Annotated in this window: 25 protein-coding genes and 1 pseudogene; 10 read left to right on the top strand and 16 right to left on the bottom strand. The window is 49.9% G+C overall.

All coding sequences use genetic code 11. The features are described 5' to 3' along the window. Positions 1-139 precede the first annotated feature (139 nt). Together gyrA and hscB are read right to left on the bottom strand one after the other, a co-directional pair. Positions 140-2,890, bottom strand: a complete 2,751-nt coding sequence (gyrA, locus tag HMPREF2959_RS02090; RefSeq protein WP_002243606.1) for a DNA gyrase subunit A — start codon at positions 2,888-2,890, stop codon at positions 140-142. Between the two features lie 97 nt (positions 2,891-2,987). Beyond that, on the bottom strand, positions 2,988-3,488 hold the full coding sequence (gene hscB / locus HMPREF2959_RS02085) for a Fe-S protein assembly co-chaperone HscB (RefSeq protein ID WP_002243605.1): 501 nt from the start codon (positions 3,486-3,488) through the stop codon (positions 2,988-2,990). An 81-nt stretch (positions 3,489-3,569) separates the two neighbouring features. Between hscB and HMPREF2959_RS02080 the strand changes: the two genes are divergently transcribed. Further along, positions 3,570-3,791, top strand: a complete 222-nt coding sequence (locus tag HMPREF2959_RS02080) for an alternative ribosome-rescue factor A (protein ID WP_002222321.1) — start codon at positions 3,570-3,572, stop codon at positions 3,789-3,791. On the opposite strand, the gene iscA is transcribed toward HMPREF2959_RS02080, so the two are convergent. The 5 genes from iscA to iscR form a co-directional block, all read right to left on the bottom strand. Continuing rightward, positions 3,751-4,071 (bottom strand): iron-sulfur cluster assembly protein IscA, encoded by a 321-nt coding sequence (iscA, locus tag HMPREF2959_RS02075; protein ID WP_002216984.1) that lies wholly within the window; start codon positions 4,069-4,071, stop codon positions 3,751-3,753. The genes HMPREF2959_RS02080 and iscA overlap by 41 nt on opposite strands. 86 nt (positions 4,072-4,157) lie before the next feature. Then, positions 4,158-4,544: a Fe-S cluster assembly scaffold IscU gene (gene iscU / locus HMPREF2959_RS02070; protein ID WP_002213175.1), complete on the bottom strand. Its 387-nt coding sequence runs from the start codon at positions 4,542-4,544 to the stop codon at positions 4,158-4,160. A gap of 65 nt (positions 4,545-4,609) precedes the next feature. Then, entirely contained in the window at positions 4,610-4,738 is a 129-nt protein-coding gene (locus HMPREF2959_RS13375) for a hypothetical protein (protein WP_002234986.1), read from the bottom strand. Between the two features lie 65 nt (positions 4,739-4,803). Then, positions 4,804-6,018 (bottom strand): IscS subfamily cysteine desulfurase, encoded by a 1,215-nt coding sequence (locus HMPREF2959_RS02060; RefSeq protein WP_002229580.1) that lies wholly within the window; start codon positions 6,016-6,018, stop codon positions 4,804-4,806. A 28-nt stretch (positions 6,019-6,046) separates the two neighbouring features. Then, on the bottom strand, positions 6,047-6,493 hold the full coding sequence (gene iscR, locus HMPREF2959_RS02055; protein ID WP_002213178.1) for a Fe-S cluster assembly transcriptional regulator IscR: 447 nt from the start codon (positions 6,491-6,493) through the stop codon (positions 6,047-6,049). 289 nt (positions 6,494-6,782) lie between these two features. On the opposite strand from iscR, the gene HMPREF2959_RS02050 reads away from it, so the two are divergent. Continuing rightward, positions 6,783-7,955 carry an alpha-hydroxy acid oxidase gene (locus HMPREF2959_RS02050; RefSeq protein ID WP_002213180.1) on the top strand — a complete coding sequence of 391 codons (1,173 nt, stop codon included), beginning with the start codon at positions 6,783-6,785 and terminating at the stop codon, positions 7,953-7,955. Positions 7,956-8,098: 143 nt separating this feature from the next. Here HMPREF2959_RS02050 and HMPREF2959_RS02045 read toward each other — a convergent pair whose 3' ends face one another. The 3 genes from HMPREF2959_RS02045 to HMPREF2959_RS02035 form a co-directional block, all read right to left on the bottom strand. After that, entirely contained in the window at positions 8,099-10,837 is a 2,739-nt protein-coding gene (locus HMPREF2959_RS02045; protein WP_002238026.1) for a DEAD/DEAH box helicase family protein, read from the bottom strand. Then, a complete protein-coding gene (locus HMPREF2959_RS02040; RefSeq protein ID WP_070696314.1) occupies positions 10,827-12,284 on the bottom strand; it encodes a site-specific DNA-methyltransferase in 1,458 nt (485 codons plus the stop codon). The genes HMPREF2959_RS02045 and HMPREF2959_RS02040 overlap by 11 nt, the downstream gene beginning before the upstream one ends. A gap of 233 nt (positions 12,285-12,517) precedes the next feature. Then, positions 12,518-12,970 carry a site-specific DNA-methyltransferase gene (locus tag HMPREF2959_RS02035; protein WP_002255920.1) on the bottom strand — a complete coding sequence of 151 codons (453 nt, stop codon included), beginning with the start codon at positions 12,968-12,970 and terminating at the stop codon, positions 12,518-12,520. 169 nt (positions 12,971-13,139) lie between these two features. Between HMPREF2959_RS02035 and HMPREF2959_RS12715 the strand changes: the two are divergent. Continuing rightward, a pseudogene (locus tag HMPREF2959_RS12715) lies at positions 13,140-13,250 on the top strand (IS5/IS1182 family transposase); the annotation flags it as partial. Positions 13,251-13,291: 41 nt separating this feature from the next. Here HMPREF2959_RS12715 and truB read toward each other — a convergent pair. Next, entirely contained in the window at positions 13,292-14,215 is a 924-nt protein-coding gene (gene truB, locus HMPREF2959_RS02030; RefSeq protein ID WP_002239161.1) for a tRNA pseudouridine(55) synthase TruB, read from the bottom strand. 32 nt (positions 14,216-14,247) lie between these two features. Further along, positions 14,248-14,619: a 30S ribosome-binding factor RbfA gene (rbfA, locus tag HMPREF2959_RS02025; protein ID WP_002232635.1), complete on the bottom strand. Its 372-nt coding sequence runs from the start codon at positions 14,617-14,619 to the stop codon at positions 14,248-14,250. A gap of 189 nt (positions 14,620-14,808) precedes the next feature. Here rbfA and clpX point away from each other — a divergent pair, with 189 nt between their 5' ends. Continuing rightward, a complete protein-coding gene (gene clpX, locus HMPREF2959_RS02020) occupies positions 14,809-16,053 on the top strand; it encodes an ATP-dependent Clp protease ATP-binding subunit ClpX (RefSeq protein WP_002243603.1) in 1,245 nt (414 codons plus the stop codon). Between the two features lie 64 nt (positions 16,054-16,117). On the opposite strand, the gene HMPREF2959_RS02015 is transcribed toward clpX, so the two are convergent. Continuing rightward, positions 16,118-17,311, bottom strand: a complete 1,194-nt coding sequence (locus HMPREF2959_RS02015; protein WP_002229579.1) for an acetylornithine/succinyldiaminopimelate transaminase — start codon at positions 17,309-17,311, stop codon at positions 16,118-16,120. Between the two features lie 403 nt (positions 17,312-17,714). Between HMPREF2959_RS02015 and HMPREF2959_RS02005 the strand changes: the two genes are divergently transcribed. The 3 genes from HMPREF2959_RS02005 (at position 17,715) to HMPREF2959_RS01995 (ending at position 19,068) form a co-directional block, all read left to right on the top strand. Continuing rightward, the gene (locus HMPREF2959_RS02005) at positions 17,715-18,215 is read left to right on the top strand and encodes a hypothetical protein (RefSeq protein WP_002229590.1); all 501 of its coding nucleotides are present in this window, start codon (positions 17,715-17,717) and stop codon (positions 18,213-18,215) included. 84 nt (positions 18,216-18,299) lie between these two features. Further along, positions 18,300-18,854: a hypothetical protein gene (locus HMPREF2959_RS02000; protein WP_002216993.1), complete on the top strand. Its 555-nt coding sequence runs from the start codon at positions 18,300-18,302 to the stop codon at positions 18,852-18,854. A 13-nt stretch (positions 18,855-18,867) separates the two neighbouring features. Next, entirely contained in the window at positions 18,868-19,068 is a 201-nt protein-coding gene (locus HMPREF2959_RS01995) for a hypothetical protein (protein ID WP_009348581.1), read from the top strand. 427 nt (positions 19,069-19,495) lie between these two features. On the opposite strand, the gene HMPREF2959_RS01990 is transcribed toward HMPREF2959_RS01995, so the two are convergent. After that, a complete protein-coding gene (locus tag HMPREF2959_RS01990) occupies positions 19,496-20,884 on the bottom strand; it encodes a DEAD/DEAH box helicase (protein WP_002235893.1) in 1,389 nt (462 codons plus the stop codon). Positions 20,885-21,211: 327 nt separating this feature from the next. Between HMPREF2959_RS01990 and HMPREF2959_RS01985 the strand changes: the two genes are divergently transcribed. After that, positions 21,212-22,159 (top strand): class I SAM-dependent methyltransferase, encoded by a 948-nt coding sequence (locus HMPREF2959_RS01985; protein WP_002235892.1) that lies wholly within the window; start codon positions 21,212-21,214, stop codon positions 22,157-22,159. Positions 22,160-22,211: 52 nt separating this feature from the next. Here HMPREF2959_RS01985 and trxA read toward each other — a convergent pair whose 3' ends face one another. Then, positions 22,212-22,544 carry a thioredoxin TrxA gene (gene trxA / locus HMPREF2959_RS01980; RefSeq protein WP_002213213.1) on the bottom strand — a complete coding sequence of 111 codons (333 nt, stop codon included), beginning with the start codon at positions 22,542-22,544 and terminating at the stop codon, positions 22,212-22,214. A 297-nt stretch (positions 22,545-22,841) separates the two neighbouring features. On the opposite strand from trxA, the gene dnrN reads away from it, so the two are divergent. Beyond that, on the top strand, positions 22,842-23,315 hold the full coding sequence (dnrN, locus tag HMPREF2959_RS01975) for an iron-sulfur cluster repair protein DnrN (protein ID WP_002226289.1): 474 nt from the start codon (positions 22,842-22,844) through the stop codon (positions 23,313-23,315). 69 nt (positions 23,316-23,384) lie between these two features. On the opposite strand, the gene nadE is transcribed toward dnrN, so the two are convergent. Further along, positions 23,385-24,206, bottom strand: a complete 822-nt coding sequence (gene nadE / locus HMPREF2959_RS01970) for an NAD(+) synthase (RefSeq protein ID WP_002229591.1) — start codon at positions 24,204-24,206, stop codon at positions 23,385-23,387. Between the two features lie 196 nt (positions 24,207-24,402). Between nadE and xseA the strand changes: the two genes are divergently transcribed. Further along, positions 24,403-25,758, top strand: a complete 1,356-nt coding sequence (gene xseA, locus HMPREF2959_RS01965) for an exodeoxyribonuclease VII large subunit (protein WP_002243602.1) — start codon at positions 24,403-24,405, stop codon at positions 25,756-25,758. Positions 25,759-25,813: the final 55 nt, after the last annotated feature.

Raw genomic sequence — 25,813 nt, 5'->3', positions numbered from 1 at the left:
AATTTGAATTTCCCTAGTTATCTAGGACAGCCCCTTGTTTTTAATTGACTATAATCCGCTATATTGTGAGAAGCTGGATGACGGATGAGGGATAAAATAAATGCCGTCTGAATCTTCAGACGGCATCGGGAGATGATTTTCAGTTCTCGACTTCCGGTTCGGTTACATTGGAAATTACAGAAGCGTCGGAGAGTTCGGATTCGTCTTCGGCAACACGTTCCAGCGATACCAAGGTTTCGCCTTCGTCCAAGTTAATCAGTTTCACGCCTGCTGCGGCGCGGCCGGTTTCGCGGATTTGTTCGACTTTGGTGCGGATAAGTACGCCGCCGCTGGTAATCAGCATCAAATCGTCGGTTTCGCCGACCAAGGTTGCGGCGACCAAATCGCCGTTTCGCTCGCCGGTGTTAATGGCAATATTGCCTTGCCCGCCTTTGTTTTTGCGGCTGTAATCGGCAATCGGGGTGCGTTTTCCGTATCCGTTGGCGGTGGCGGTTAAAACTTGCAAACCGCTTTCTTCGGTTTCAGGGGCGAAGGTAATCAGGCTGACGATTTTGCCGTCGGCAGGCAGGCGCATACCGCGCAAACCGCCGCTGCCGCGACCGGACGGGCGAACACCGTGTTTGCCGCTCGGCAGTGCGTTTTCGCTGTCGGCGGTTTCATCTTCGATGCCGTCTGAAATTTCGGTTTCGATGTCGGCATCTTCCGCTTCGTCGTTGCCGGATTTTTCCCAGTATTCGTTGAAGCGGATGGCTTTACCTAAGTTGGAGAACAGCATGATGTCGTCCGCACCGCCTGTTTGCGCAGCGCCGACGAGGTAGTCGCCTTCTTTGAGCGCGATGGCTTTAATGCCTTGGGCGCGGACGTTTTTAAAGGCGGAAAGTTGGACTTTTTTCACCATTCCCTGCGCGGTGGCGAAGAAGACGTATTGGTCTTCGGGGAACTCGCGTACTGCCAGAATCGCGCTGACTTTTTCGCCTTCTTCCAACTGGATGACGTTGTTAATCGGACGGCCGCGGCTGTTGCGTCCGCCTTCGGGCAGTTTGTAAACCTTAATCCAATGACACTTGCCCAAATTGGTAAAGCACATCAAATAATCATGCGTGTTGGCAACAAACAGGGTTTCGATAAAGTCTTCGTCTTTGGTGGCAGCCGCCTGTTTGCCGCGCCCGCCGCGACGCTGCGCCTGATAGTCGGTGGTCGGCTGGGTTTTGATATAGCCGCCATGTGTCAGGGTAACGACCATTTCGCGTTGCGGAATCAGGTCTTCATCGGCAATGTCGCCGCCGAACGGGTTGATTTCGCTGCGGCGTTCGTCGCCATAGTTGGTTTTGATTTCTTCCAGTTCGTCGCGGATGATTTGGGTAATGCGTTCGGGTTTGGAGAGGATGTCCACAAAGTCGATGATTTTACCCATCAGGTTTTTGTAGCTTTCGACAATTTCTTCTTGATCGAGGCCGGTCAGGTTTCGCAGGCTCATGCGTAAAATAGCATCTGCCTGAATCTCGCTCAGGTAATAACCTTGCTCTTTCAAGCCGATGTTTGCAGCCAATCCTTCCGGACGCATCATTTCCAAATCCAGACCGGAACGCGTCAGCATTTCTTCAACGAGGCTGCTGCGCCAAGGGTGCGCAAGCAGTTTGTCTTTGGCCTCGACCGCGTTGGGCGATTCTTTGATAAGCCGGATGATTTCATCGATATTGGACAGTGCGACCGCTTTGCCTTCGGCGATATGCCCTTCATGGCGTGCCTTCTTCAGCCGGAAAAGCGTACGTCGGGTAACGACTTCGCGGCGGTGGCGCAGGAATTCGGAGAGAATCTGTTTCAGGTTCAACAGGCGCGGTTGTCCGTCGACCAAAACCACCATATTGATGCCGAAACTGTCTTGCAGCGGAGTCAGTTTGTAGAGTTGGTTTAAGACGACTTCGGCATTTTCGTTGCGTTTCAGCTCGATAACGACGCGCATACCGGATTTGTCGGATTCGTCGCGGAGCTCGGAAATGCCTTCCAGTGTTTTTTCCCGAACCAAATCGCCGATTTTCTCGACCAGCTTGGCTTTGTTGACCTGATAGGGGATTTCGTCGATAACGATGGCTTCGCGTTCGCCGTTTCTGCCTATGGGTTCGATATGGGTCTTACCGCGCATAACGACGCGGCCGCGGCCTGTTTTATAGCCTTCGCGCACGCCGCTCAAGCCGTAGATGGTTGCCCCGGTCGGGAAGTCGGGGGCTTGGATAATGTCGATCAGTTCGTCGATTTCGGTGTCGGGTGCATCGAGCAGGCGCAGGCAGGCATTGACGGTATCGGAAAGGTTGTGCGGCGGGATATTGGTCGCCATGCCGACGGCGATGCCGGACGAGCCGTTGACGAGCAGTGTGGGGAAACGGGTCGGCAGTACAAGCGGCTCGTGTTCGCTACCGTCGTAGTTCGGGCCGAAATTGACGGTTTCTTCCTCAATGTCTGCCAGCATTTCGTGGGAAATTTTCGCCATGCGGATTTCGGTGTAGCGCATGGCTGCGGCGGCAAGCCCGTCCACCGATCCGAAGTTGCCCTGTCCGTCTATCAGCACATAACGCATAGCGAAATTTTGCGCCATACGGACGATGGTGTCGTATACGGCGGTATCGCCGTGGGGGTGGTATTTACCGATGACGTCGCCGACAATGCGCGCCGATTTTTTGTAGGCGGCATTCCAGTTGTTTTTCAATTCGTGCATCGCGTACAGTACGCGGCGGTGTACCGGCTTGAGACCGTCGCGAACGTCCGGCAGCGCGCGCCCGACAATGACGCTCATGGCGTAGTCGAGATAGCTTTTGCGCATTTCGTCTTCAAGGCTTACCGGCAGGGTTTCGAGGGCGAATTTGTGGTCGTGGCGGATGGTTGCGTCGGTCATGGTTTCAATGTTTCGTATGGCAAAAAATTGTTGCTTATTTTAGCATATTTTGACGCGGAACGGTGCGGCGGTTACGCCGTCTGAAACACGGTGCGGATTATAATGCCGAGGAAATTTCGTTGCGGAGTTTGTCGAGAAACCTGCCTTGGCGGACTTGTTGTGCGGCTGTGTCGTAATCTTGTCGGGCAAACGACTGTTTCAGACCGCAGAGCAGTTTTTCTTGTTCGTCGCGGATTTCGTTGTCGAGATTTTTCAAGGATTCAAGGTCGTTGCCTGCCCGTGCCTCCATCAGCGTTTCGCGCCATTCCATTTGCTGCATAAGGAATTCGGGGGCGAAAGCGGTATGCTCCGGCGCGTCGGCATCGATGCCCGATTTTTTCAGCAGGTAGGCGGCGCGGTCGATGGGGTTTTTCAAGGTGCGGTAGGCATCGTTGATGGTGGAAGACATCATCACTGCCTGCTTTTGCTCAAAGGCGGAAGCTGAAGCGAATTTATCGGGATGGAAACGGGCGGCCAAGGCGCGGTAGGTTTGTTCCAAGTTTTCGGTGTCGATATCGAAAGCGGGTTCAATCCGGAAGAGGGTGAAATATTGGGACATAGTAGGATGATAAATGTAAGATTTTGGCAGAAAACTGTTTTTGCCTTATAATCTGCAGCTTCTTAAACGAAAGGACTGAATATGGGCGGCAAAGTGCAGCACAATAAAGGCAAAATACGCGACAATGCTTTAAAAGCCTTAGTGAAATCCGATTTGTTCCGGCACAAGGTGGAACGGAAAAGGAAAGGCAAAGGCAGCTACAACAGGCAGGAAGCGAAAAAATGGCGGGACGGTTTTGATACGGTCCCGCCATTTTTATGTCTTAAACATGGAAGCTTTCGCCGCAGCCGCAGGAGTCTTTGACATTGGGGTTTTCAAATTTGAAACCTTCCTGCAAACCTTCTTTGGTGTAATCGACTTGTGTGCCGTCCAGATAAACCAGGCTTTTCGGGTCGATATAAATGCGTGCGCCGTGTCCTTCGAAAATCAGGTCGTCGCCGTCGGCTTCATCGACAAATTCAAGGTTGTACGCCATCCCCGAGCAGCCGCTGGTTTTCACACCCAAGCGTACGCCCAAGCCTTTGCCGCGTTTGGCGAGATAGTCATTGATGTGTTTTGCGGCATTCTCGGTAAGGGTAATCATATTTCTTCCTTGTTGTACCGCCCCGGACGGACCTGAAGCGGCGGGTGGTTCGGACGGCATTGCGGGACGATGCCGTCTGAAGGGCTTTATCTGTTTTCCTGACGTTTGCGGTAGTCGGCAACGGCCGCTTTTACCGCATCTTCAGCCAAGATGGAGCAGTGGATTTTTACCGGCGGCAATTCCAACTCTTCGGCGATTTCGCTGTTTTTGATTGCCAGCGCGTCATCCAGGCTTTTGCCTTTGACCCACTCGGTAATCAGGCTGGACGAAGCGATGGCGGAACCGCAGCCGTAAGTTTTGAATTTCGCATCTTCGATGATGCCTTCATCGTTCACTTTGATTTGCAGGCGCATCACGTCGCCGCAGGCCGGTGCGCCGACCATGCCGGTGCCGACAGATTCGTCGTTTTTGTCGAAAGTACCGACGTTGCGGGGATTTTCGTAGTGGTCGATTACTTTATCGCTGTATGCCATGATGTGGTTTCCTTAATGTTTTGATGATTTAAGTGGTTTGTTTGCCGGTTTTCAGACGGCCTGAGTTAGATTTTGCACGCGCCGCCTTCACAGCCGTCGTCGTTTTCCGAATCGACGCCGCCTTCCACGGTAACGCCGTCAAAATCTTCAAGCAGGTTGTCGAGATTGTCCAAATCTAAATCTTGTTCGTTCATATTTTCTCTTGATTGCTTTGTTTTTGGAATGCCGTCTAAAGGTTCGGACGGCATGTTGGTACGCTTTAATGCGCTGCCCATTCAATCGAGTTCAAATCAATCCCGTCTTTGAACATTTCCCACAGCGGCGACAGTTCGCGCAGTTTGCCGATTTTGGATTTAATCAGTTCGGCGGCGAATTGCACTTCTTCTTCGGTGGTCATGCGACCGAAGGTGATGCGCAGGGATGAGTGCGCCAGTTCATCGTTGCGGCCGAGCGCGCGCAGGACGTAGCTGGGTTCGAGACTGGCAGAAGTACAGGCGGAGCCGCTGGATACGGCGAGTTCTTTCACCGCCATAATCAGGCTTTCGCCTTCGACGAAGTTGAAGCTGACGTTCAGGTTGTTCGGGGCGCGGTGTTCGAGGTCGCCGTTGACATAGACTTCTTCGATGCCTTCGATGCCTTTGAGGAAGATGTCGCGCAGTTTGCGGTAGTGCGCCATATCTTGTTCGAGTTCTTCTTTGGCGATGCGGAAGGCTTCGCCCATACCGACGATTTGGTGGGTCGGCAATGTGCCGCTGCGGAAGCCGCGTTCGTGACCGCCGCCGTGCATTTGGGCTTCGAGGCGGACACGTGGTTTACGGCGTACATACAGGGCGCCGATGCCTTTAGGGCCGTATACTTTGTGGCCGGACATAGACAGCAAATCAACTTTTGCGGCTTCAACATCAACAGGCACTTTGCCGCATGCTTGTGCTGCGTCAACGTGGAAAATGATTTTGCGTTCGCGGCAGATTTCGCCGATGGCAGGAATATCTTGAACCACGCCGATTTCGTTGTTTACCCACATTACGGAAACGAGGATGGTGTCTTCGCGGATGGCGGCTTTCAGTACGTCTAAATCAACCAAACCGTTTTCTTGTACGTCCAGATAAGTTACTTCGTAACCTTGGCGTTCGAGTTCGCGCATGGTGTCGAGTACGGCTTTGTGTTCGGTTTTTACAGTGATGAGGTGATTACCTTTAGATTTGTAGAAGTGCGCCGCGCCTTTGATAGCGAGGTTGTTGGACTCGGTTGCGCCGCTGGTGAAAACGATTTCTTTAGAGTCGGCGTTAATCAGGGCGGCAATGTCTGCACGTGCTTTTTCTACAGCTTCTTCTGCTTCCCAGCCGAAGCTGTGGCTGTTGGAGGCTGGGTTGCCGAAGGTTTCGGTCAGATAGGGAATCATTTTTTCGGCAACGCGTTTGTCAACGGGGGTGGTGGCGGCGTAGTCGAGGTAAACGGGGGTTTTGACGGTCATGGTTTGCTCTTTCTTTTTCGGGTGTTATTTAATGGATGTGTGTAAATTGGACGACGCGGCTGCCGTCGCCGTTGTTTTTCTGTTCGATGATGCTTTGCAGGGTAACGCTGCCGAGGTAGTCGTTGATGGTTTTGTTTAAATTCTCCCAAAGATCGTGCGTCAGGCAGGGCGCGCCGTGGTGGCAGTTGGCTTTGCTGCCGCATTGGGTTGCGTCCAGCCGGTCTTCGGCGGCGGCGATGATTTGGGCGATGTTGATGCGTGCCGCCGGTGCGGCGAGGATGTAGCCGCCGCCGGGCCCGCGCAGGCTTTCAACAAGTCCGGCGCGGCGGAGTTTGCCGAACAATTGCTCGAGATAGGAGAGGGATATGTTTTGGCGTTCGCTGATGGCACTGAGTTTGACGGCGCCGGTTTGCGCGTTCATCGCCAAATCCAGCATAGCGGTAACGGCGAAACGCCCTTTGGTGGTCAGTCTCATGGTGGTGGTTGCCCGTGTCGGCTTTTTTTATAGTGGGCGGAATTGTCCAATATCTGAGTGTTTCAGTCAAGTATGGGGGCGGATTGCGCGATTGGCTGTTTAAATCGGCAGATTGATTGATTTTTAATATTTTGATTTTAATATATTATTTTTGAATTCTAAACCTTATGCCGCTTGAAGTGGGAGCGGCGGCGGGTGCAGTAAATGTTGAAATGATTTGCCTTATAATCAATATTGATATACATTATCTATTTCATATAAAGTTATTCAGGTATTCAGGGGGCGACAAATGAAACGTGATTTGAGCAAAATGACCTGCATCGAAGACTTGCGCCGCGTTGCCAAGCGCAAAATGCCGCGTATGTTTTACGATTACATCGATTCGGGTTCGTGGACGGAAACTACCTACCGCGAAAACACTTCGGATTTTAAAGATATCCGCTTCCGACAAAAGGTATTGGTCAATATGGAAGGTCGAAGCCTGGAAACCAAAATGATCGGGCAGGATGTGAAAATGCCGGTGGCGATTGCGCCGACGGGTTTTACCGGTATGGCACACGCCGACGGTGAAATCTTGGCGGCGCGGGCGGCGGAGAAGTTCGGCATTCCGTTTACGCTGTCCACGATGTCTATCTGCTCGATTGAAGACGTTGCCGAGAACACTTCCGCACCATTTTGGTTTCAGCTTTATGTGATGCGCGACCGCGAGTTTATGGAAAACCTGATTAAGCGCGCGAAGGATGCCAAATGTTCGGCATTGGTATTGACCGCTGATTTGCAGGTTTTGGGGCAACGCCACAAAGACATCAAAAACGGCCTGTCCGCGCCGCCGAAACCGACCATCGCCAATTTAATCAATCTGGCGACCAAGCCCGAATGGTGTATGAAAATGCTGAACACGGAACGCCGCACGTTCCGCAATATCGTTGGACACGCCAAAAACGTCGGCGATTTGTCCTCGCTGTCTTCATGGACTTCCGAACAATTCGACCCGCGCCTGAGCTGGGACGACGTTGCACGCATTAAAGATTTGTGGGGTGGCAAGCTGATTATCAAAGGCATTATGGAACCTGAAGATGCGGAAAAAGCAGCGAAAAGCGGTGCGGACGCATTGGTCGTTTCCAACCACGGCGGCCGCCAGCTCGACGATACCGTGTCCGCCATCAAAGCCTTGCCCGACATCGTTAGTGCAGTCGGCAGCGACATCGAAGTTTGGATGGACAGCGGCATCCGCAGCGGTCAGGATATTTTGAAGGCGTGGGCTTTGGGTGCGAAAGGTACAATGATAGGTCGGGCGTTTCTGTATGGTTTGGGTGCGTATGGTGAAGAAGGCGTAACCCGTGCGCTGGAAATCCTGTATAAAGAAATGGATATATCTATGGCGTTTACGGGACACCGCGATATTCAAGATGTCGATGCTTCGATTTTGAGAGGCAAAGATTGGGGCAGGGAAACGGTTTAGATACTGAAAAATACGATGCCGTCTGAACACAGGGTTCGGACGGCATTAAAATTTGGCTGTATTTTAATAATGTGTTGATTAAATATCTGACAAAACGCCCTTTTGTAAAGGAAGTTTTGTCAAACGGGGTTGCCTGCAATGCACTACTTCATTTTTTCAAGCGATGCCGCACCTAAAGGGAATGACTCCGTAAATTGTCCATTTTTCTGATGATCAGTAAAAAACGGTAAACCGATCAAACGATAATGCGGTGTATCTTTTTGCAGGATCTTATCCATCCCATATTCCACAGTGATGGCTTCTAAAAATTCTTCTTTCCATCCATCAGTTTCCACTAAATGCTCACCTTTGGGCTCAATGAAAATTTGGTAATGCAAAAAGTCGTTCACACCATTGGAAGAAGATTTTTGTTTATCTTTCAGCAATAAAATAAAGTCCGGCATAAATCCTTCACCATCGGCAAAGTTATTCAATTTAAACACTTCTTCATTACGGATTAAATGAACGTCATATTTAGATTTCAAATCGCCCAAACGCGCTGAAATAAATTGAATTAACGCTTCTTCCAAACCCGTTCCGGCAAAATTATTCATCACATACCAATCATTTTGCGTGGCAATAGTCGTTTTTACATCATCTTTTTTGACCCATTTTTGTTTTGGCGTGCCGAAAATTTCCCATAATTTTTTAGGTGTAAATTCTTTTGTACCGATAAACGGCATATCACTTTCATTCAGATGTTTTTCAACCATTTCCAAGATTTTCAGGCAGCCTGCAAGTTTATCGTCCAGGCGAACCTGTTTGTCTTGCCCTAATCCTAAAAATTCAATTTGCCAGTCTTTCAACAAGTTATTTTGCAATTCATTGCGATTTTGAATGTCGAGCTTGCTTTGCAAACGGTTGAAATGGAATAAAGATTGACTATTTTTCCCTTTGATATGTAATGCTTTATTGAAAATGTGCCGCTCCATTTCACTCATTTTTATGGTTTGAGTAAAATTATTTTGTGTGCCGATTTGTCGGGCTGTTTCATCATTTTCATCGGCTGTAAATTGCGTTTCCTGCAACAGTTGATTACCGTGAACTTGGAATGAAAGCGTTTGTGGATTGGCTTTTAGGCTGTCTGCATTATTGCTTTTGGCGTTTGGGTTGGGGATTTTTTTATTCGCCCAAATTAACAATTCTCTAAAATCCTTATTAGCGGCAAATTCAGATTTGAGTTTAAATGTTGCCAATACCTTATCATCGTCTTTTTCAGGCAAATAACCGTCTTTTCGCAACTCATTTTTCAGTTCTGAAATATAGCGGGATTGCTCATCGTGCGCGTAATAAAACAATTCTTCCAAGATACGCAATTCGTGTTGCATGTCGTTGTCAAATTTGCGTTTATTCGGCTGTTTACCTTCAAACGCAAATGGAAAATAACGCACGCCTCGACCAATCAACTGTTTTTCTGATACCGTTGTATTTGCCGTTTTGCATGATTTTTTATTTGAACCGCCGCCGTTTTGCCCTTCATACAAACGCACAATATCAAACAAATTTAAAACGTCCCAACCTTCGGTTAATCTACCCACCGTAAAAATGGCACGGATTGGATTATCAGCCGCTTCCAGATTGTTTAGCAATTTTTCCGTTTCGCTGTCGGTTTTTTCGGTTTTGGTTTTGTTGTTTTCGGAGTTGGTAATAATGATATTGTGTTTTTGATAATTTTGTTTTACCCAATTTGCTAAATGTGCAAACCCAAATTTATTGTCCTGCATAAATTTTAGGGCTTGTTCGGTGCGGGTTTTGCCTTGTTCGTTGGCGTTATCGCTATCGTTTAAACTTGTTGAAAATGTCTTTAAAAACGAAAAATCATCTACTTGCACATTTTCTACCCAATTTAAAAATGCCAAATAATCCGCTTTTGATTCATCAACCGTCTTACTTCTAAACAACATCACAGGTTTGAAATTGGCAATGCCATATTTCAAAGCGATTTGATGGCGATACCAAGCAAACAATAAAGCGTGCAACACCCGCTCTTTCTTGCTCAGTGTACTGGATACCAAATTGATTTCTTTGGTATAACCTTTTTGCAAAAATTCTTTTAAACCAAATTTTGTGATGATTTTATCAGCGTATTTTTGTTGCACGTCAGCTTTTTCAGGTGGCGTGGCGGTAAATTCCAACAGCACATTTTCGCTGGGATTGCCATTTTTATTGAGTAACAATTCCAAAACCATATGCTCCCAGCCTTTGTGTTCAATTTCGGCATCGCGTTTTTTGCTTTTAGTTGGGGCGTTTAAATGGTGCGCTTCATCGCCCAGCATCACAAGGTTCAATTTATGCAAATCCGCCAATGTGGTTTGGTTTTCCCGTTCGGTGTGAATATCGTTATATAGTTTTTGAATGCTGGTAAATTTAATTTCAATGCCGTCTGAATGTGGGCTAAACATTTCCACTTTGCGAATAGGAATTACCGTATCACCTTGCAAAATCTTCTCGGTAAATAAAAATTTTGCGTGCGTTGAGCCAATAAAATTATTTTCCGTTTTATCTACGATATTGTTTTGATTGACGAAAAACAGAAAATGCCGATAACCCTTTTCAAAATAATACAAAATCAACGCCGCCATCATCATCGTTTTGCCTGCACCTGTTGCCATATTGAACAGCAAATGGGTAGGGCGGTTTTTGATATCGGGAAAATCCTTTAATTTTGAAGTGCGGTCAAAAATCACAAAGTTTTCTAAAGCCGATTTTTGCCATTCAAAAAACGGATATTTTAAATTGCGTTCTACAAATTCAGGCAGCCTGCATTTTTCATCATCGCCGTCTTCCAAATACACAGCTTTGCGGTTTTCAATCACTTCAAACAACATTTTATTATTCGCCATCTTTTTTCTCCGTTTGATAGAACGCACGGCTTAACGCTTTATCGTCATCATTTAAGCAACCTGCAAATTGCTCATCATCCATTTCGGATAATGAAACATACATTTGATTTAAATCCAACATTTCAAGCACCATTTGTTTTTGTTCGTCTAATGCCAAGGATTGAAATTCAGGCTCTTGAATGATTTGACTAAATTCATTTACGCTGACGTTGTATTTCAAGAAATAGCGTTCGCATAAACCTTCAAACAGCGTTTTGATGCCGTCTGAATCTTCGCAAGCCAAAATTTGTTGTTTTGCGGTTTCGTTAAATGGGGCAAGTTCGGCATAAACAAACTCGCCACCACCTTGCCAATTCACGGCTTTGGAAATACCGCCTTGCTCGCCATCAATCACTTTTTTCAAGCGTTCAACGGCAAGCGTTTCAATATAATCCATTTGTTCAATACCGATATATTGTCGGTTCATTTTGTGGGCAACGGCGGCGGTTGTGCCACTACCAAGATGGTGGTCTAAGACGATGTCGGATTCGTTGGTTGTGATGGTAATAAAATCTTGGATAAGTTCTTCTGGTTTAGGATTTTTAAATGCCTTTTCACCAAAAAGATTTTTCATCTGTTCAGTTCCATTACCACTACTGTATTCAGGTTTATAAAAAATAGTTTTAGGTTTTTTTGTAGGTAAATCATCTAATTCAGGTCTTTGTTTTTTATACAAGGAAATTCCATTTTTAGATTGGCTAACAATAATATCCGTCTGCAGCCTTGCCTTATTCTTTATTGAATACCCCCAACGCCAACGCCCCCATTGTTTATCAGCAATAGGTAAAATAAAATTGTATCCAAGATTTTCGTATTTCTCTTTTAGTTTTTGAATAAAATCATCATTGAATACTTCTAAATCTTTATTATAGATTTGAGAAAATTCTTCATCTGTAATTGTACTAACTGTGTTATTTTTTACCAAAAAAGGATAGAACATTTCAGGTCTATCTTCTCTTTTATCTTCGGTTCCTGTTGCTCGCATTGGAGCTCCTTTTTTATAAAACCCAATTTCATCTTCTTCCCATTTCTCTAAAAAATTATCTTCATCTATTGGAAATTCATAAAAAGTAGATTTATCTTTATTTTTAGCAAAGACTAGTGTGTATTCGTGAGTGCCTGCAAAAGCATATTCATCATTATTACCTTTTAAATTCATAATAGTGGGTAAATTTCCGATAAAATTTTCAAATCCAAAAATTTCATCTAACAAAATCTTTAAATAAGCATTTCCGTCATCATCAATGGAAATAACAATAATCCCATCATCAGTTAATAATTCTTTGGCAATTGATAAACGATTTTTCATAAATGTAAGCCAAGTAGATAATTTAAAGTTAGTGTTATAACCAAAACTATCTTGTTGTTTCTTTTTAACAAAATAATAAGGCGGATCAATATAAATCAACTTCACTTTGCCTTTAAACTGTTTGGCAAGCGAATGTAGGGCTATCAGATTATTGCCTTTGATAATGAGATTTTCGGCGGGTGTGCCGTCTGAATGACGTTTGATTTCGCCAACCGCTTGTTTGCCGTCTGCGGTATAGCGAGAGAATTTTGAGAATGCTTTTGCGTCAAAAAGCCGATCGATTTCATCAAAAGCAAGCGTTTGATTAAAAAAGATTTCTTGTCTTTTTCGGGTTAATTTAGTGTATAATTGGCTGGTTGGCTGGCTGGCTGGCTATTACTGCGTTTAAAATAAATCTCTTCGCCTTCTTCGGTGCTTTGTCCGCCATTCAATACGCAATCTTTAAACGGAAAATCCAACACAATATCCGAATTGTCTTTCAAAAAGCGGTTGCCGTCCGTCAAACCAATGCGGTTGGCGTATTTTGTGTAGGAATTATTGACGCTGTGTTTGTCCAAGAAAAAACGTAAATCCTGCAATTTAAACACCAAAACACCATTCACTTCCACAAAGAAATGGCGTTTTAACTCATCATTATTCAATAACAAACCGATAATGGTCGGGTCGGTTTTTTCCACCAAATCCAACAGAATGTTTTTGGCTAAAATGGTTTTTTCTTCGTTCGCCCATACTTTTTCGTGTGATAGCAGGGCTTGGGTTAATTCGGTTTGAATGTCTGTCTTCATCGTTATAAATCCTCATCAGTCATTTTAATGTGCCATTCTTGTGTAACGGCAAATGGCTTTGCAAATAAATTCTAATAAAATCAATCCTTTGATGTCTTTGCTGTTTCCGGGGGCGTTCGCAAAGTTGCGATAAGCGGGGCGGGTGTCCGAGTGTGTCGGAATTTTGCGGAAATATAGTGGATTAAATTTAAATCAGGACAAGGCGACGAAGCCGCAGACAGTACAAATAGTACGGCAAGGCGAGGCAACGCCGTACTGGTTTAAATTTAATCCACTATATCAACACATTATTCAAACACAGCCCGTATTTTTAACCGCCGTTCAGGCGGCGGATGCCGCCGTGTTCATCAGGCGCAAGGCTTTCAGACGGCATATTTCTTTTTGATATTCCGCCAGACCGACAAAGCGGCCGTTTTCCGTGTAAACGCGTACCGGCGTGTCGGAAGGCAGGTCTTCTTCGAAACGCGGACGTTGTCCGCAGTGGAGCATATGGACGGCATAATCGTTTAAAACGGTTTGGGGAAAGTGTGAAACCAATACGTCGCAGGGTAGCAGCAAGCTGTCGCGTTCTGTTTCGTTCAAATTTGCCAAGGCCTCAAGCGTGTGGCTTTGGGCGATGGTAAAGCCGGCGGTTTCAGTGCGGCGCAGGGCGGTCAGGTGGGCGAACGTGCCGATGTGTTTGGCGATGTCTTCGCTGAGGGTGCGGATGTAGGTGCCTTTGCTGCAACGTACGTCGATGACGGCTTTGGGCGCGTCAAATTCGGCAATATCGATGGCGTAAACGGTAATGTAGCGCGCTTTGCGTTCGATGACGATGCCTTTGCGGGCGTATTCGTACAGCGGTTTGCCTTCGTGCTTGAGCGCGGAAAACATTGGCGGCACTTGGCGGATGTCGCCCGTTAATGCTTTGCAGGCCGTCTGAAATTCGGCTAAGGAAATATCGGCGCGGGCGGTGGCAACGATTTCGCCTTCGGCATCGCCCGTGCTGCTGGCTTCGCCGAGTTTCAGCGTGGCGGTGTAGGCTTTGTCGGCATCCAGCAGGTATTGGGCGAACTTGGTCGCTTCACCGAAGCAGACGGGCAAAAGTCCAGTTGCCAAAGGGTCGAGCACGCCGGTATGTCCGGCTTTTTCGGCATGAAACAAACGCCGCGCTTTTTGCAGCGCGGTGTTGCTGGAAAGGCCTTCGGGTTTGTCCAAGAGCAAAACACCGTTGACGGCACGTTTTTGGGGTGTGCCTGTATTCATGGTTCGATGTTCGGACGGCATGGGCATATCCGTCAGTCTTCAACCGGTTTTTCCGCCGCCACTTGGTCGATAAGGGCGGACAGGTTCATACCGCGTTCCAAGGACTCGTCGTATTTGAAATGCAGCTCGGGGATTTTGAACAGCTTGATGCGTTTGGCCAATTCGCTGCGGAGGTGTCCGCGCGCGTGTTCCAGCACTTCTTCCGTAATTTCGCGCGCATCTTGGTTCAAAACGGTGTAGAACACGGTGGCGTGGCTGTAATCGCGGGTAACTTCGACTTCGTTGACGGTAATGAAGCCGGCGCGCGGGTCTTTCAGTCCGGTACGGACGAGTTCGGCAAGCTCGCGCATAATTTGTTCTTTGACACGGTCTTGGCGGGCATAGCCGCGTTGGGGTTTTCTCATAAATATCCTCAGATTTCAGATTTGGTTTCAGACGGCATTTTTGCCGCCGGGGCGGTTGCGAAAGGGCGTATTATAGCCGAATCGGCGGGATTTTAAGGTAATACATTGATAAGAACGGATATAGTTATTATACTTGGCAACCCGAACGGCGCGTGCCGTTTCTGTAACGCATACATTGTAAAGAAAGCTATGTCCAACGAAAACCGTACCTGTTCCTTTTGCGGAAAATCCAAATCACACGTCAAACATTTAATTGAGGGCGAAAACGCCTTTATCTGTGACGAATGCGTCTCAAACTGTATTGAAATATTGCATGAAGACGGAAATGACGGCACGTCTTCGGAAAGTGTCGGACAGACATCGGAAGAGCCCGGCAAGCTGCCCACGCCCGCCGAAATCGTCGCCAACCTCAACGACCACGTTATCGGTCAGGAACAAGCCAAGAAAGCCTTGGCGGTGTCGGTGTACAACCATTACAAACGCCTGCGCCACCCGAAAGCCGGAGCTAATGTCGAATTGTCGAAATCCAACATCCTGCTTATCGGCCCGACCGGATCGGGTAAAACCCTGCTGGCGCAATCTTTGGCGCGCAAACTGGATGTGCCGTTCGTGATGGCAGATGCAACCACGCTGACCGAAGCAGGTTATGTCGGCGAAGATGTCGAGCAAATCATCACCAAACTCTTGGGCAAATGTGATTTCGATGTCGAAAAAGCCCAACGCGGCATCGTCTATATCGACGAAATCGATAAGATTTCACGCAAAAGCGACAATCCGTCCATCACGCGCGACGTGTCCGGCGAAGGCGTGCAGCAAGCCTTGCTGAAACTGATTGAAGGTACGGTGGCCAGCGTTCCGCCCCAAGGCGGCCGCAAGCATCCGAATCAGGAATTTATCAACGTCGATACCACCAACATCCTGTTTATCTGCGGCGGCGCGTTTGCAGGCTTGGAAAAAGTCATCCGCCAGCGTACTGAAAAAGGCGGTATCGGTTTCGGTGCGTCCGTTCACAGCAAGGACGAAAATGCCGACATTACCAAGCTGTTCGGCATCGTCGAACCGGAAGATTTAATCAAATTCGGTCTGATTCCGGAATTAATCGGACGTTTGCCTGTGATTGCAACGTTAGAAGAACTGGATGAGGACGCGCTGATTAATATTTTGACCGAGCCGAAAAATGCTTTGGTCAAGCAGTATCAAGCCTTGTTCGGTATGGAAAATGTCGAACTGGAGTTTGAAGAAGGCGCATTGCGTTCCATCGCGCGTCAGGCAATGGAGCGCAAAACCGGCGCGCGCGGCCTGCGTTCCATCGTCGAACGCTGCCTGTTGGATACGATGTACCGCCTGCCCGATTTGCAAGGCTTGAAAAAAGTGGTGGTCGGTAAGGCAGTCATCGAAGAGGGCAAGGAACCGGAATTGGTGTTCGAGTCCTGATGGCAAACAAAACCGCTTCGGAACGTTGAACCACGTTTCCGAAGCGGTTTTTTGTTTTTGATGCCTAGGGGCGGTTTGCGGCGGCAAATTCCGTCAGCACGTGTTCCAAACGCCGCAAACCTTCCGCCGTATCCTCATCGTCCAACAGCAGCGAAGGCGCGAAACGCAATACGTCCGCACCCGCAACCAAAATCATCACGCCGTGTTTCAAGGCGGCGGCGGTTATTTCGGATGCGCGTCCGCGATAAGGCGCGTCCAACACGCAGCCGAGCAGCAGCCCCATGCCGCGAACTTGCTTAAACACGCCCGTTTGTTCTCCCAAAGACCGCAATGCCGTCTGAAGTTTCTGCCCCTGACTGCAGACGTTGTGCAAGGTTTCCGGCGCGTTGATGATGTCGAAGGCGCGGCTGCCGACCGCACACGCCATCGGGTTGCCGCCGAAAGTCGAGCCATGCGTGCCCGGTTGGAAGGCGGCGGCAATCGTTTCTGTCGCCAGCATCGCGCCGATCGGAAAGCCGCAGCCCAAGGCTTTTGCCGAACTCAAAATATCGGGAACAACGCCGTAATGTTCATAGGCAAACAGCCTGCCCGTATGCCCCATCCCGGTTTGAACTTCGTCCAAAATCAACAACGCATTGTGCCGGTCGCACAGACGGCGCGCGGTTTGCAAATATTCCGCAGTGGCGGGCAGGATGCCGCTTTCGCCCTGTATCGGCTCGATGATGACCGCGCAGGTCTGTTCGCCGACGGCAGCTTCCAGCGCGGCAATATCGTTAAACGGAACGTGCGTAATGCCTTGCGGCAGGGGTGCATAATCCTTGCTGTATTTCGGCTGACCGCCGACGGACACGGTAAACAGCGTGCGTCCGTGGAAACTGTTGATACAGGCGACGATTTCGCTTTTTCCTCCGCCGAAACGGTCGCGCGCATATTTCCTTGCCAGCTTCAACGCCGCCTCATTCGCTTCCGCGCCCGAGTTGCAGAAAAAAACCTTGTCGGCAAAACTGTTCTTCACCAATTTTTGCGCCAATTCCTGCGCCGGACGCGTCGTATAGATATTGGAAATGTGCCACAGCTTGTGCATCTGCGTGTTTAAAGCATCGGCAAGGGCAGGGTGGCAGTGTCCCAGCGCATTGACGGCGATGCCGCCTGAAAAGTCAATATATTCACGCCCTTCCGTATCCCAAACGCGGCTGCCTGAAGCGCGTTCGGGAATCATCGGTGCAAAGGCGAAATTGGGGGTCAGATAGTTTTGCATAATTGCTCCTGATTGCGGTTTTGCTCGGGATTATGCACCGTTTTTCAAAGCAGATAAAGGGAAATTGCCGACAATATCGGGCAGCGGTAAAAATAAACCGAAATATTTTCAATCGGATAGATGAAAAATCAAAAAAATTTCGATAAAATGCTTGAGGCGCGGCAGCGTTTTGATTTAGAATCTCCCCAATATTTTTATCTTCAGACGGCATTTCATCATGCAAGGCAAAAAATTTACAACCGCTTATTGCTATTGGTACCACACAGACGTGCGGTACTTTTTTGCGCTTGCTTGAAATCCATCCCATACGCAAAACAGGCCGCTCGAAAATGGGGCGGCTTTTTTGTTACCTTCACACAGGTCGCCCGATTCGGCAACACACGACAGAATCAGGAAAATGACCATGAATGCAATGCCCCAAACCGCCGCACAAAACGAAACCCTGCACATTTGCAGCATTATTGTCGATGATGCACGGGATTTTTCCCCCATGCTTCTCGATGCAGGGCGGGACGACACACTCATCAGCGAATCGATGATTCCGCAAATCCGCACTGTTGCCGCCCTGATAGCCGCCGAACGGCACGACTTCAGCCGCAGCAGCCCCGCCGAGTTTACCGATGCCGCCGATTTTTTTGCCGCACGGATTCTCGTATTGGGCGTGCGACGCTTCCATCTGGACGTATCGCTGCTTCAGATTTTGAAAACCGCCAACAGCCGCGCCCGCCGCTTTGCCGAAAAACACCGCCTGTTTTTCACACCCGCACAAGCCGAATTGAGCCTGAACAAACACAAAAACCGCCGCCTGCTGACCGTAGAAACCGAACACGAAGTCGAAAACAAAGGCAACCCAGTCGCCAACAGCCTCGCATTTGTCCGCAAATTGCACACCCTGCCCCTGTAAACATCACGATTTGCCGGCAGAATGCTTGCCAAAATTCCCGACGGCGATACAATAAAACCGATTTTCCACCCAAACAGGACACACATGAAAAAAATCATCGCCTCCGCGCTTATCGCAACATTCGCACTCGCCGCCTGCCAAGACGACACGCAGGCGCGGCTCGAACAGCAGCAGAAACAGATTGAAGCCCTGCAACAGCAGCTCGCACAGCAGGCAGACGATACGGTTTACCAACTGACTCCCGAAGCAGTCAAAGACACCATTCCTGCCGAAGCACAGGCAAACGGCAACAACGGGCAACCCGTTACCGGTAAAGACGGGCAGCAGTATATTTACGACCAATCGACAGGAAGCTGGCTGCTGCAAAGCCTGGTCGGCGCGGCGGCGGGCGCGTTTATCGGCAACGCGCTGGCAAACAAATTCACACGGGCAGGCAACCAAGACAGTCCCGTCGCCCGGCGCGCGCGTGCCGCCTACCATCAGTCCGCACATCCCAATGCGCGCACCAGCAGGGATTTGAACACGCGCAGCCTCCGTGCAAAACAACAGGCGGCGCAGGCGCAGCGTTACCGCCCGACAACGCGCCCGCCCGCCAATTACCGCCGCCCCGCTATGCGCGGTTTCGGCAGGAGGCGGTAAACCCGGCGCACCAATGCCGTCTGAAGAGCTTTCAGACGGCATTTTTGCATTTGTTAGGGACATTGTTATGTTGCCGTTTGATTTTCAGACGGCATTTTGTTTCCAAGCGTTTGATGTCGGGATGGCAATTCTGATTTACGTGCGTTGGCAGGGCGGCATTGTCATGCCGCCGTTGGGTTTTCAGACGGCATCATATCGAACAGTCAAGCCGTAGGGCGAGCATTCTTGCCCACCGTTGCAAGGGCGGGATTTGGTGGGCAGGAATGCCCACCCTGCATCTGAAACCCTTCCGTGTCATTCCCGTGCAGGAAGGAATCTAGATATTTGAATTTACGGAAATTTTCAATCGTTGCCAAAGCGGAAAAGGAGTTTTATAGTGGATTAACAAAAATCAGGACAAGGCGACGAAGCCGCAGACAGTACAGATGGTACGGAACCGACTCACTTGGTGCTTCAGCACCTTAGAGAATCGTTCTCTTTGAGCCAAGGCGAGGCAACGCGGTACTGGTTTTTGTTAATCCACTATATTGCAGATTAATCCTTTGGGTATCAAAGCCGGGCGGTGTTGAAACATTGCAAAAATGCCGTCTGAAACTCGAAATCGGTTTCAGACGGCATTGGTTTATGAGGCAGGTTGGGGCTTAGCGGTCTTTGTAACGGCGTTCGCTTTTGCCTGCAAAAGAATCGCCGGCTTTGCGTTTGCCTTTGAAGCCTTCGCCGGTTTTTTTGAAACCGTCTTTCTTAAAGCCTTCTTTCTTGAAACCTTCGCCGCGCGTTTTGCCGCCGAAGCCTTCTTTGCCCGGTTTATGATCGCCGCGCTGGCCGCCGGCTTTACGATCGCCCCAGCCGCCTTTGCCTTTCGGTTTGCCGCCGGCCGGTTTGCGTTTGCGTGTCGGTTCCATGCCTTCGATGGTCAGTTCGGGCAGTTTGCGGCCGATGTATTTTTCGATTTTGTGGACTTTGACGTATTCGTTCACTTCGGCAAAAGTAATCGCAATACCCGTGCGTCCTGCCCGACCGGTACGGCCGATGCGGTGAACGTAGTCTTCCGCCTGTTTCGGCAGGTCGTAGTTGATAACGTGGGTAATGGTCGGTACGTCGATACCGCGTGCGGCAACGTCGGTGGCAACCAAAATTTTGCAGCGGCCTTTGCGCAAATCCATCAGCGTGCGGTTGCGCCAGCCTTGCGGCATGTCGCCGTGCAGGCAGTTGGCGGCGAAACCTTTTTCGTACAATTCATCCGCGATGACTTCGGTCATCGCTTTGGTGGACGTGAAAATCACGCATTGGTCGATGTCGGCATCGCGCAGGATGTGGTCGAGCAGGCGGTTTTTGTGACGCATATCGTCGCAGTACAGCAGTTGTTCTTCGATTTTGCCTTGATCGTCCACGCGTTCGACTTCGATGATTTCAGGGTCTTTGGTCAGTTTGCGCGCCAGTTTGCCGACCGCGCCGTCCCAAGTGGCGGAGAACAACAAAGTCTGACGGTCGCTCGGCGTTGCTTCCACGATGGTTTCGATGTCGTCGATAAAGCCCATATCCAACATACGGTCGGCTTCGTCCAAAATCAGCACTTCCAAACGTTCAAAATCAACTTTGCCGCTTTGCATCAGGTCCATCAGACGGCCCGGCGTGGCGACAATCAGATCGACCGGTTTGCTCAGGGCACGGGTTTGGTAGCCGAAAGACGCGCCGCCGACGATGCTGACGGTGCGGAACCAACGCATATTTTTGGCATACGCCAGCGCGTTTTTCTCGACTTGAGCCGCCAGTTCGCGGGTCGGGGTCAACACCAAAGCACGCGGGCCTTTGCCCGGTTTTTCGCTGCGTTTGGTCAGTTTTTGCAAAGTCGGTAACAGAAAGGCGGCGGTTTTGCCGGAGCCGGTTTGCGCCGAAGCCATAATGTCGCGACCTTCCAAGGCGGACGGAATCGCCTGCGCCTGAATCGGGGTCGGGCTTTCGTAACCCTCGCTGCTGACGGCGGACAAGATGTTTTTATCAAGGTTCAAATCGGCAAATTTAATAGACATGGCTATCCTTGGAAGACAACAACGCCCGCGTCCGAAAGGTTCAGACGGCCTGAAGCAGGGAAGGGTAACGATACGGGGAATGTGAAGTTACAGGGTTGTCGCAAGCGGCTTGCTTGTGGTTTACATCGACGGCAACCTGCACAGATACGCTTTGTAAAATCAAAGCAACAGAAGAAACGCGCCCGTAAGGGCGGTTTAGGTTGGAAGGCGATGGCTTCGTATGACAAGATAAGCGGTGGATGGTATAGGGTTTGCCCGAAACGGTCAAGCAATCGGGCGTTAATTACAGTAAAATTGCCGTTTTCCACTTTATTCCGCCTGAAACCAATGACCGACATCACACCGTTTGCCAACCGCTTGGGCAAAAACATCAAACACCTTATGAAATGGGCGAAACGCAACGGCATCGAAGCCTGGCGCATTTACGACCGCGACATCCCACAATTCCCCTTCGCCGTCGATGTTTACGGCGACCAAATCCACCTTCAGGAATACGATACCGGCTGGCTGATGCAGCCCGAAGAATACGAAGCGTGGCTTGCCGAAGTCTTGGAAGCCGTCGCCTTCGTTACCGGTTTTGCGCCCGAACAAATCCGCCTCAAACGCCGCGAACGCCAAAAAGGTTTGCAGCAGTACGAGAAAACCGGCAAGGCGGGCGAAGATTTCGTCATCACCGAAAACGGCCGCAAGTTTTGGGTTAACCTTGATAAGTATTTGGATACGGGGCTTTTTTTGGATCATCGAAACACGCGCAAAAAAGTCGGCGAAACGGCGGCGGGCAAACGTTTTTTAAACCTGTTTTCCTACACTGGCAGCTTCACCGTCTATGCCGCCACCGGCGGCGCGGCATCCAGCGAAACTGTCGATTTGTCGAACACTTATCTCGATTGGGCGAGACGCAATTTTGAATTGAACGGCATCGATACGGAACGGCACAAAATCGTCCGCGCCGACGTGTTCCAATATCTTCAGACGGCATATGGGGAAGGCAGGCAGTTCGACCTCATTGTGATGGATCCGCCCAGTTTTTCCAACAGCAAGAAAATGTCCGACATCCTCGACATTCAGCGCGATCACAAAAAGCTGATTGACGGCGCGGTGAAGCTGCTCGCTTCAGACGGCATTTTGTACTTTTCCAACAACCTGCGCAGCTTCGTCTTAGACGACTTGGTATCGGAACAATACGCCGTCAAAGACATTTCCAAACAATCCGTTCCCGAAGATTTCCGCAACAAAAAAATCCATAGGTGCTGGGAAATCCGCCACAAATCTTAAGGGTGCGAAAAAGCCGCCGGAATCTTCCGGCGGCTTTTTCGATTGCGCTTTATCAGGCGATAGAGGCTTCGACAAAGGCGGTCAGCTGACCTTTTGCCAATGCGCCGACTTTGGTGGCGACGACTTCGCCGTTTTTGAACACCATCAGGGTCGGAATGCCGCGCACGCCGAAACGGGACGGGGTGGCTTCGTTGTCGTCGATGTTGATTTTGACCACTTTCAGACGGCCTTCAAATTCGGCGGCAATGTCGTCCAAAATCGGGGCAATCATTTTGCAGGGGCCGCACCACGGAGCCCAAAAGTCCAGCAGGACGGGGATATCTGCATTTAAAACGTCTTTTTCAAAAGCGGCATCGCTGGTGTGTACAATTAATTCGCTGCTCATTATTTTTCCTTTTCGGTTGGGATTGGCACGATAGCGTGCAGGATAGGGCTTGGGCATAAAAATTTCAAGTGGGCGGGCGGGATAATAGTTTTTCTGTACCGCCCCAATCGCCTTTGCAAATTCTAAAAAACGGTTCGGACAGTATTTTATTTCTGAAAATTACTTTTATTATCAAAATGTAAGGAATACGTTTGAGGCTGTACAGAAGCGCGCGGGCGGTGTATGCTCCGTTTGAATTGATTCTTAAAGTATGAATGTTCAAAACCAAACCCGAAACCCTGTAAAAGGAACACTGCGATGACTGATTTTTCCGTTTGGGAGACCGCCCCCTTTGGTGCAACCGTCGATCATATCCTGCAACGCTACCACAATGTCCACCGCGCACAATTTGAAGAATTGGTGCCGCTGGCGCAGAAAGTGGCCCAAGTCCATGCCGATACCTTTCCGGCAGAAATTGCCGGGCTGCTTGCCTATATGCAGAACGAACTGCTGATGCATATGATGAAGGAGGAGCGGATGCTGTTTCCGATGATTAATCAGGGTGTCGGACGCGGTGCGGCGATGCCCATCGGCGTGATGATGCACGAACACGAAGAACACGACCGCGCCATCGCACGGCTCAAAGAGCTGACCGACAATTTCCAACCGCCAGAAGGGGCTTGCGGAAGCTGGACGCGGCTTTACGCGCTGGCGAAAGAAATGGTGGAGGATTTGAACGACCACATTCATTTGGAAAACGATATTTTGTTTGCCCGCGTACTCGATTCTTAAGGGATAGGAGTCGGATATTTCCATGCCGTCTGAAATACGGTTTTCCGTTTCAGACGGCATTTCCGTGTTTCAGCCCAGCAATTCGGGCGGAATGCGGCACACGGGAATCGGGTTGATTTTGTGCTGCATCGCGCGGTGCAGCCGCGTATAGATTTCCAGAACTTCGCGCTGCCGCCCTTCAAAATCTTCGGGTTTGCGCGTGCCGTACACGCCCATTGCCCACTCCAGTTCGGGATAGCTTGCGCCCATCTGTTCTTCGTCGGTGCGTTCCGTATCCCACAGGCCGTCGGTCGGCGGGGCTTTTTGAATCGCCTCGTCCACGCCCAATGCTTCGGCAAGCCGGTAAACCTGGGTTTTGGTCAGGTCGGCAATCGGGCTGATGTCCACGCCGCCGTCGCCGTATTTGGTAAAAAATCCTACACCGAAATCTTCAATTTTGTTACCTGTCCCCGTAACCAGTAGTCCGTGTATCTGCCCGTAGTAGTACAGGGTCAGCATACGCAGGCGGCTTCTGGCGTTGGCGAGGGAAAGCGGCTGATTGTCAAATGCCGTCTGATGAACGCCGACGGTTTGTTCAAAGGTCTGGAAGGTGTCGGTCAGATCGACCGTTTGTGCGCTTACATTGGCATATTGCCGTTGCAGATTGCGGATGTGCAGCCTTGCCCGCTCAAGCTGGTCGGGGTGTTGGCGTATCGGCATATCCAGAAGCAGCGTGGTGCGGCCGGTGCGGGCGGCGAGTGCGGAGACGACGGCGGAATCGATGCCGCCGGAAACGCCCACGACAAACCCTTTTGCATTTGCCCGGGCGGCGTATTCGTCCAACCATCGGACAATATGTGTGATAACTGCCTGCGTATCCATTTTTCCTCCTGTCGAAAATATCCGCATCATAGCTTGTCGGCGGTGTAATTTGAATAGATTGAGGGCGGGTTGATGAATATTTTTCCCATTCCCCGCTTAAAAAAGTCATACGGGAAAAGGCGGGCGGCAAGATGGCGCGTGTTATAATATTGTTGACAATTTAGGCGGCCCGATGCCGCCTTGGGCTTCAAAACATATTCATATTTTTTATTATTTGATTGATTCGATGTCTGATTTTTTTCATTCTGACGTGTTGTCCGTTTCCGAGTTGAATGCATTTGCCAAAAGTATTTTGGAAAACCACCTTGCCGGTTTGTGGATTGCCGGCGAAGTGTCCAACCTGACCCGCGCCGCCAGCGGACATTATTACTTCTCGCTTAAAGACAGCCGCGCGCAGGTGCGTTGCGCGATGTTCAAAGGTGCGGCGGCGCGTTTGGCGAAGCCTTTGAAAGAAGGCGATCATATCGAGGTATCAGGAAAAATCAGTATTTACGAGGCGCGGGGCGAATTTCAAATTACCGTAAACGAAGTACGGCTCAAAGGTTTGGGGCAGCTTTACGAAGCCTATGAGCGGTTGAAGGCGCAGTTGCAGGCGGAAGGCGCGTTTGCGGCGGAACGCAAAAAACCTCTGCCTGCCCGACCGCAATGTATCGGCATCGTAACCAGTTTGGCGGCGGCGGCATTGCGCGATGTCGTTACCACCTTGAAACGCCGCGCGCCCGAAATTCCCGTTATCGTTTATCCGACACCTGTTCAAGGCGCAGGCAGCGAGTTACAAATTGCCCAAGCGATTAAAACCGCCTCGCAACGCGCCGAATGCGACGTGTTGATTGTCTGTCGCGGCGGCGGCAGCATTGAAGACTTGTGGGCGTTTAACGAAGAACCGGTCGTGCGCGCAATCGAAGCCTGCACGGTTCCCGTCGTCAGTGGCGTGGGACACGAAACCGATTTTACGCTTGCCGATTTTGTCGCCGACGTGCGCGCGCCCACGCCGACCGGTGCGGCGGAGCTGGTCAGCCCCAACCGCCAAGAATCGCTACATCGTCTCGCTCAGGCGCAAGGCCGTCTGAAAACCGTTTTGGAACAACGCTATTTCGATGCCAGCCAAAAACTCGACTGGCTTGCGCGGCAAATCCGTCATCCGCGCCAAAAACTTGATGAGCAGCGCGCTTCAATCGGCAAGCTGGCGCAAACGCTGTCTTACTCGATGAAGCAAAACCTCCGTGCCCACACCGCCCGTTTCGAACGCCAAACCCAAGCCCTGCAACATTACCGTCCTGATGTTTCCGTTTGCAAAAACAACATCGTCCGCCTTCAGACGGCCCTGTCGCACGCCTTCCACCAACTGCTTACCCACCGCCGCCAAAGCCTGACCGCCCAAGCAGCATTGCTCGAAGCCGTTTCGCCGCAGCACATTCTGGAGCGCGGCTTTTCCGTCGTCAAAAACACACGCGGACAAGTCATCCGCAACGCCGATGTTTTGAAGCAGGGGCAGAAGCTGCACATTATCTTCGCCGACGGCGAAACCGACGTGCGCGTAAGCAAAGAACAAGGGCAGCAGGATTTGTTCGATTGCATTTAAACCCAATCGGAAAAACCGCTCCCCCTCCGCCGTCATTCCCGCGAAAGCGGGAATC

Source organism: Neisseria sp. HMSC070F02 (assembly GCF_001814225.1).
Lineage (GTDB): Bacteria > Pseudomonadota > Gammaproteobacteria > Burkholderiales > Neisseriaceae > Neisseria > Neisseria meningitidis.
Note: the sequence above shows the minus strand (reverse complement) of the source record. Positions and strands in the feature narration are given on the sequence as shown.

Bases quoted from the DNA above. Each gene is read 5' to 3' on its own strand.
- HMPREF2959_RS01985 (WP_002235892.1), top strand. From the start codon at position 21,212: ATGACCGACATCACACCGTTTGCCAACCGCTTGGGCAAAAACATCAAA.
- nadE (WP_002229591.1), bottom strand. From the start codon at position 24,206: ATGATGCGGATATTTTCGACAGGAGGAAAAATGGATACGCAGGCAGTT.
- dnrN (WP_002226289.1), top strand. From the start codon at position 22,842: ATGACTGATTTTTCCGTTTGGGAGACCGCCCCCTTTGGTGCAACCGTC.
- HMPREF2959_RS02015 (WP_002229579.1), bottom strand. From the start codon at position 17,311: ATGCAAAACTATCTGACCCCCAATTTCGCCTTTGCACCGATGATTCCC.
- HMPREF2959_RS02000 (WP_002216993.1), top strand. From the start codon at position 18,300: ATGAAAAAAATCATCGCCTCCGCGCTTATCGCAACATTCGCACTCGCC.
- iscA (WP_002216984.1), bottom strand. From the start codon at position 4,071: ATGATTACCCTTACCGAGAATGCCGCAAAACACATCAATGACTATCTC.
- HMPREF2959_RS02035 (WP_002255920.1), bottom strand. From the start codon at position 12,970: ATGAAGACAGACATTCAAACCGAATTAACCCAAGCCCTGCTATCACAC.
- trxA (WP_002213213.1), bottom strand. From the start codon at position 22,544: ATGAGCAGCGAATTAATTGTACACACCAGCGATGCCGCTTTTGAAAAA.
- rbfA (WP_002232635.1), bottom strand. From the start codon at position 14,619: ATGAGAAAACCCCAACGCGGCTATGCCCGCCAAGACCGTGTCAAAGAA.
- clpX (WP_002243603.1), top strand. From the start codon at position 14,809: ATGTCCAACGAAAACCGTACCTGTTCCTTTTGCGGAAAATCCAAATCA.
- iscU (WP_002213175.1), bottom strand. From the start codon at position 4,544: ATGGCATACAGCGATAAAGTAATCGACCACTACGAAAATCCCCGCAAC.
- xseA (WP_002243602.1), top strand. From the start codon at position 24,403: ATGTCTGATTTTTTTCATTCTGACGTGTTGTCCGTTTCCGAGTTGAAT.
- HMPREF2959_RS02060 (WP_002229580.1), bottom strand. From the start codon at position 6,018: ATGACCGTCAAAACCCCCGTTTACCTCGACTACGCCGCCACCACCCCC.
- gyrA (WP_002243606.1), bottom strand. From the start codon at position 2,890: ATGACCGACGCAACCATCCGCCACGACCACAAATTCGCCCTCGAAACC.
- HMPREF2959_RS01990 (WP_002235893.1), bottom strand. From the start codon at position 20,884: ATGTCTATTAAATTTGCCGATTTGAACCTTGATAAAAACATCTTGTCC.
- HMPREF2959_RS02080 (WP_002222321.1), top strand. From the start codon at position 3,570: ATGGGCGGCAAAGTGCAGCACAATAAAGGCAAAATACGCGACAATGCT.
- HMPREF2959_RS02050 (WP_002213180.1), top strand. From the start codon at position 6,783: ATGAAACGTGATTTGAGCAAAATGACCTGCATCGAAGACTTGCGCCGC.
- HMPREF2959_RS01995 (WP_009348581.1), top strand. From the start codon at position 18,868: ATGCCGTCTGAAGAGCTTTCAGACGGCATTTTTGCATTTGTTAGGGAC.
- hscB (WP_002243605.1), bottom strand. From the start codon at position 3,488: ATGTCCCAATATTTCACCCTCTTCCGGATTGAACCCGCTTTCGATATC.
- truB (WP_002239161.1), bottom strand. From the start codon at position 14,215: ATGAATACAGGCACACCCCAAAAACGTGCCGTCAACGGTGTTTTGCTC.
- HMPREF2959_RS13375 (WP_002234986.1), bottom strand. From the start codon at position 4,738: ATGAACGAACAAGATTTAGATTTGGACAATCTCGACAACCTGCTTGAA.
- iscR (WP_002213178.1), bottom strand. From the start codon at position 6,493: ATGAGACTGACCACCAAAGGGCGTTTCGCCGTTACCGCTATGCTGGAT.
- HMPREF2959_RS02045 (WP_002238026.1), bottom strand. From the start codon at position 10,837: ATGGCGAATAATAAAATGTTGTTTGAAGTGATTGAAAACCGCAAAGCT.
- HMPREF2959_RS02005 (WP_002229590.1), top strand. From the start codon at position 17,715: ATGAATGCAATGCCCCAAACCGCCGCACAAAACGAAACCCTGCACATT.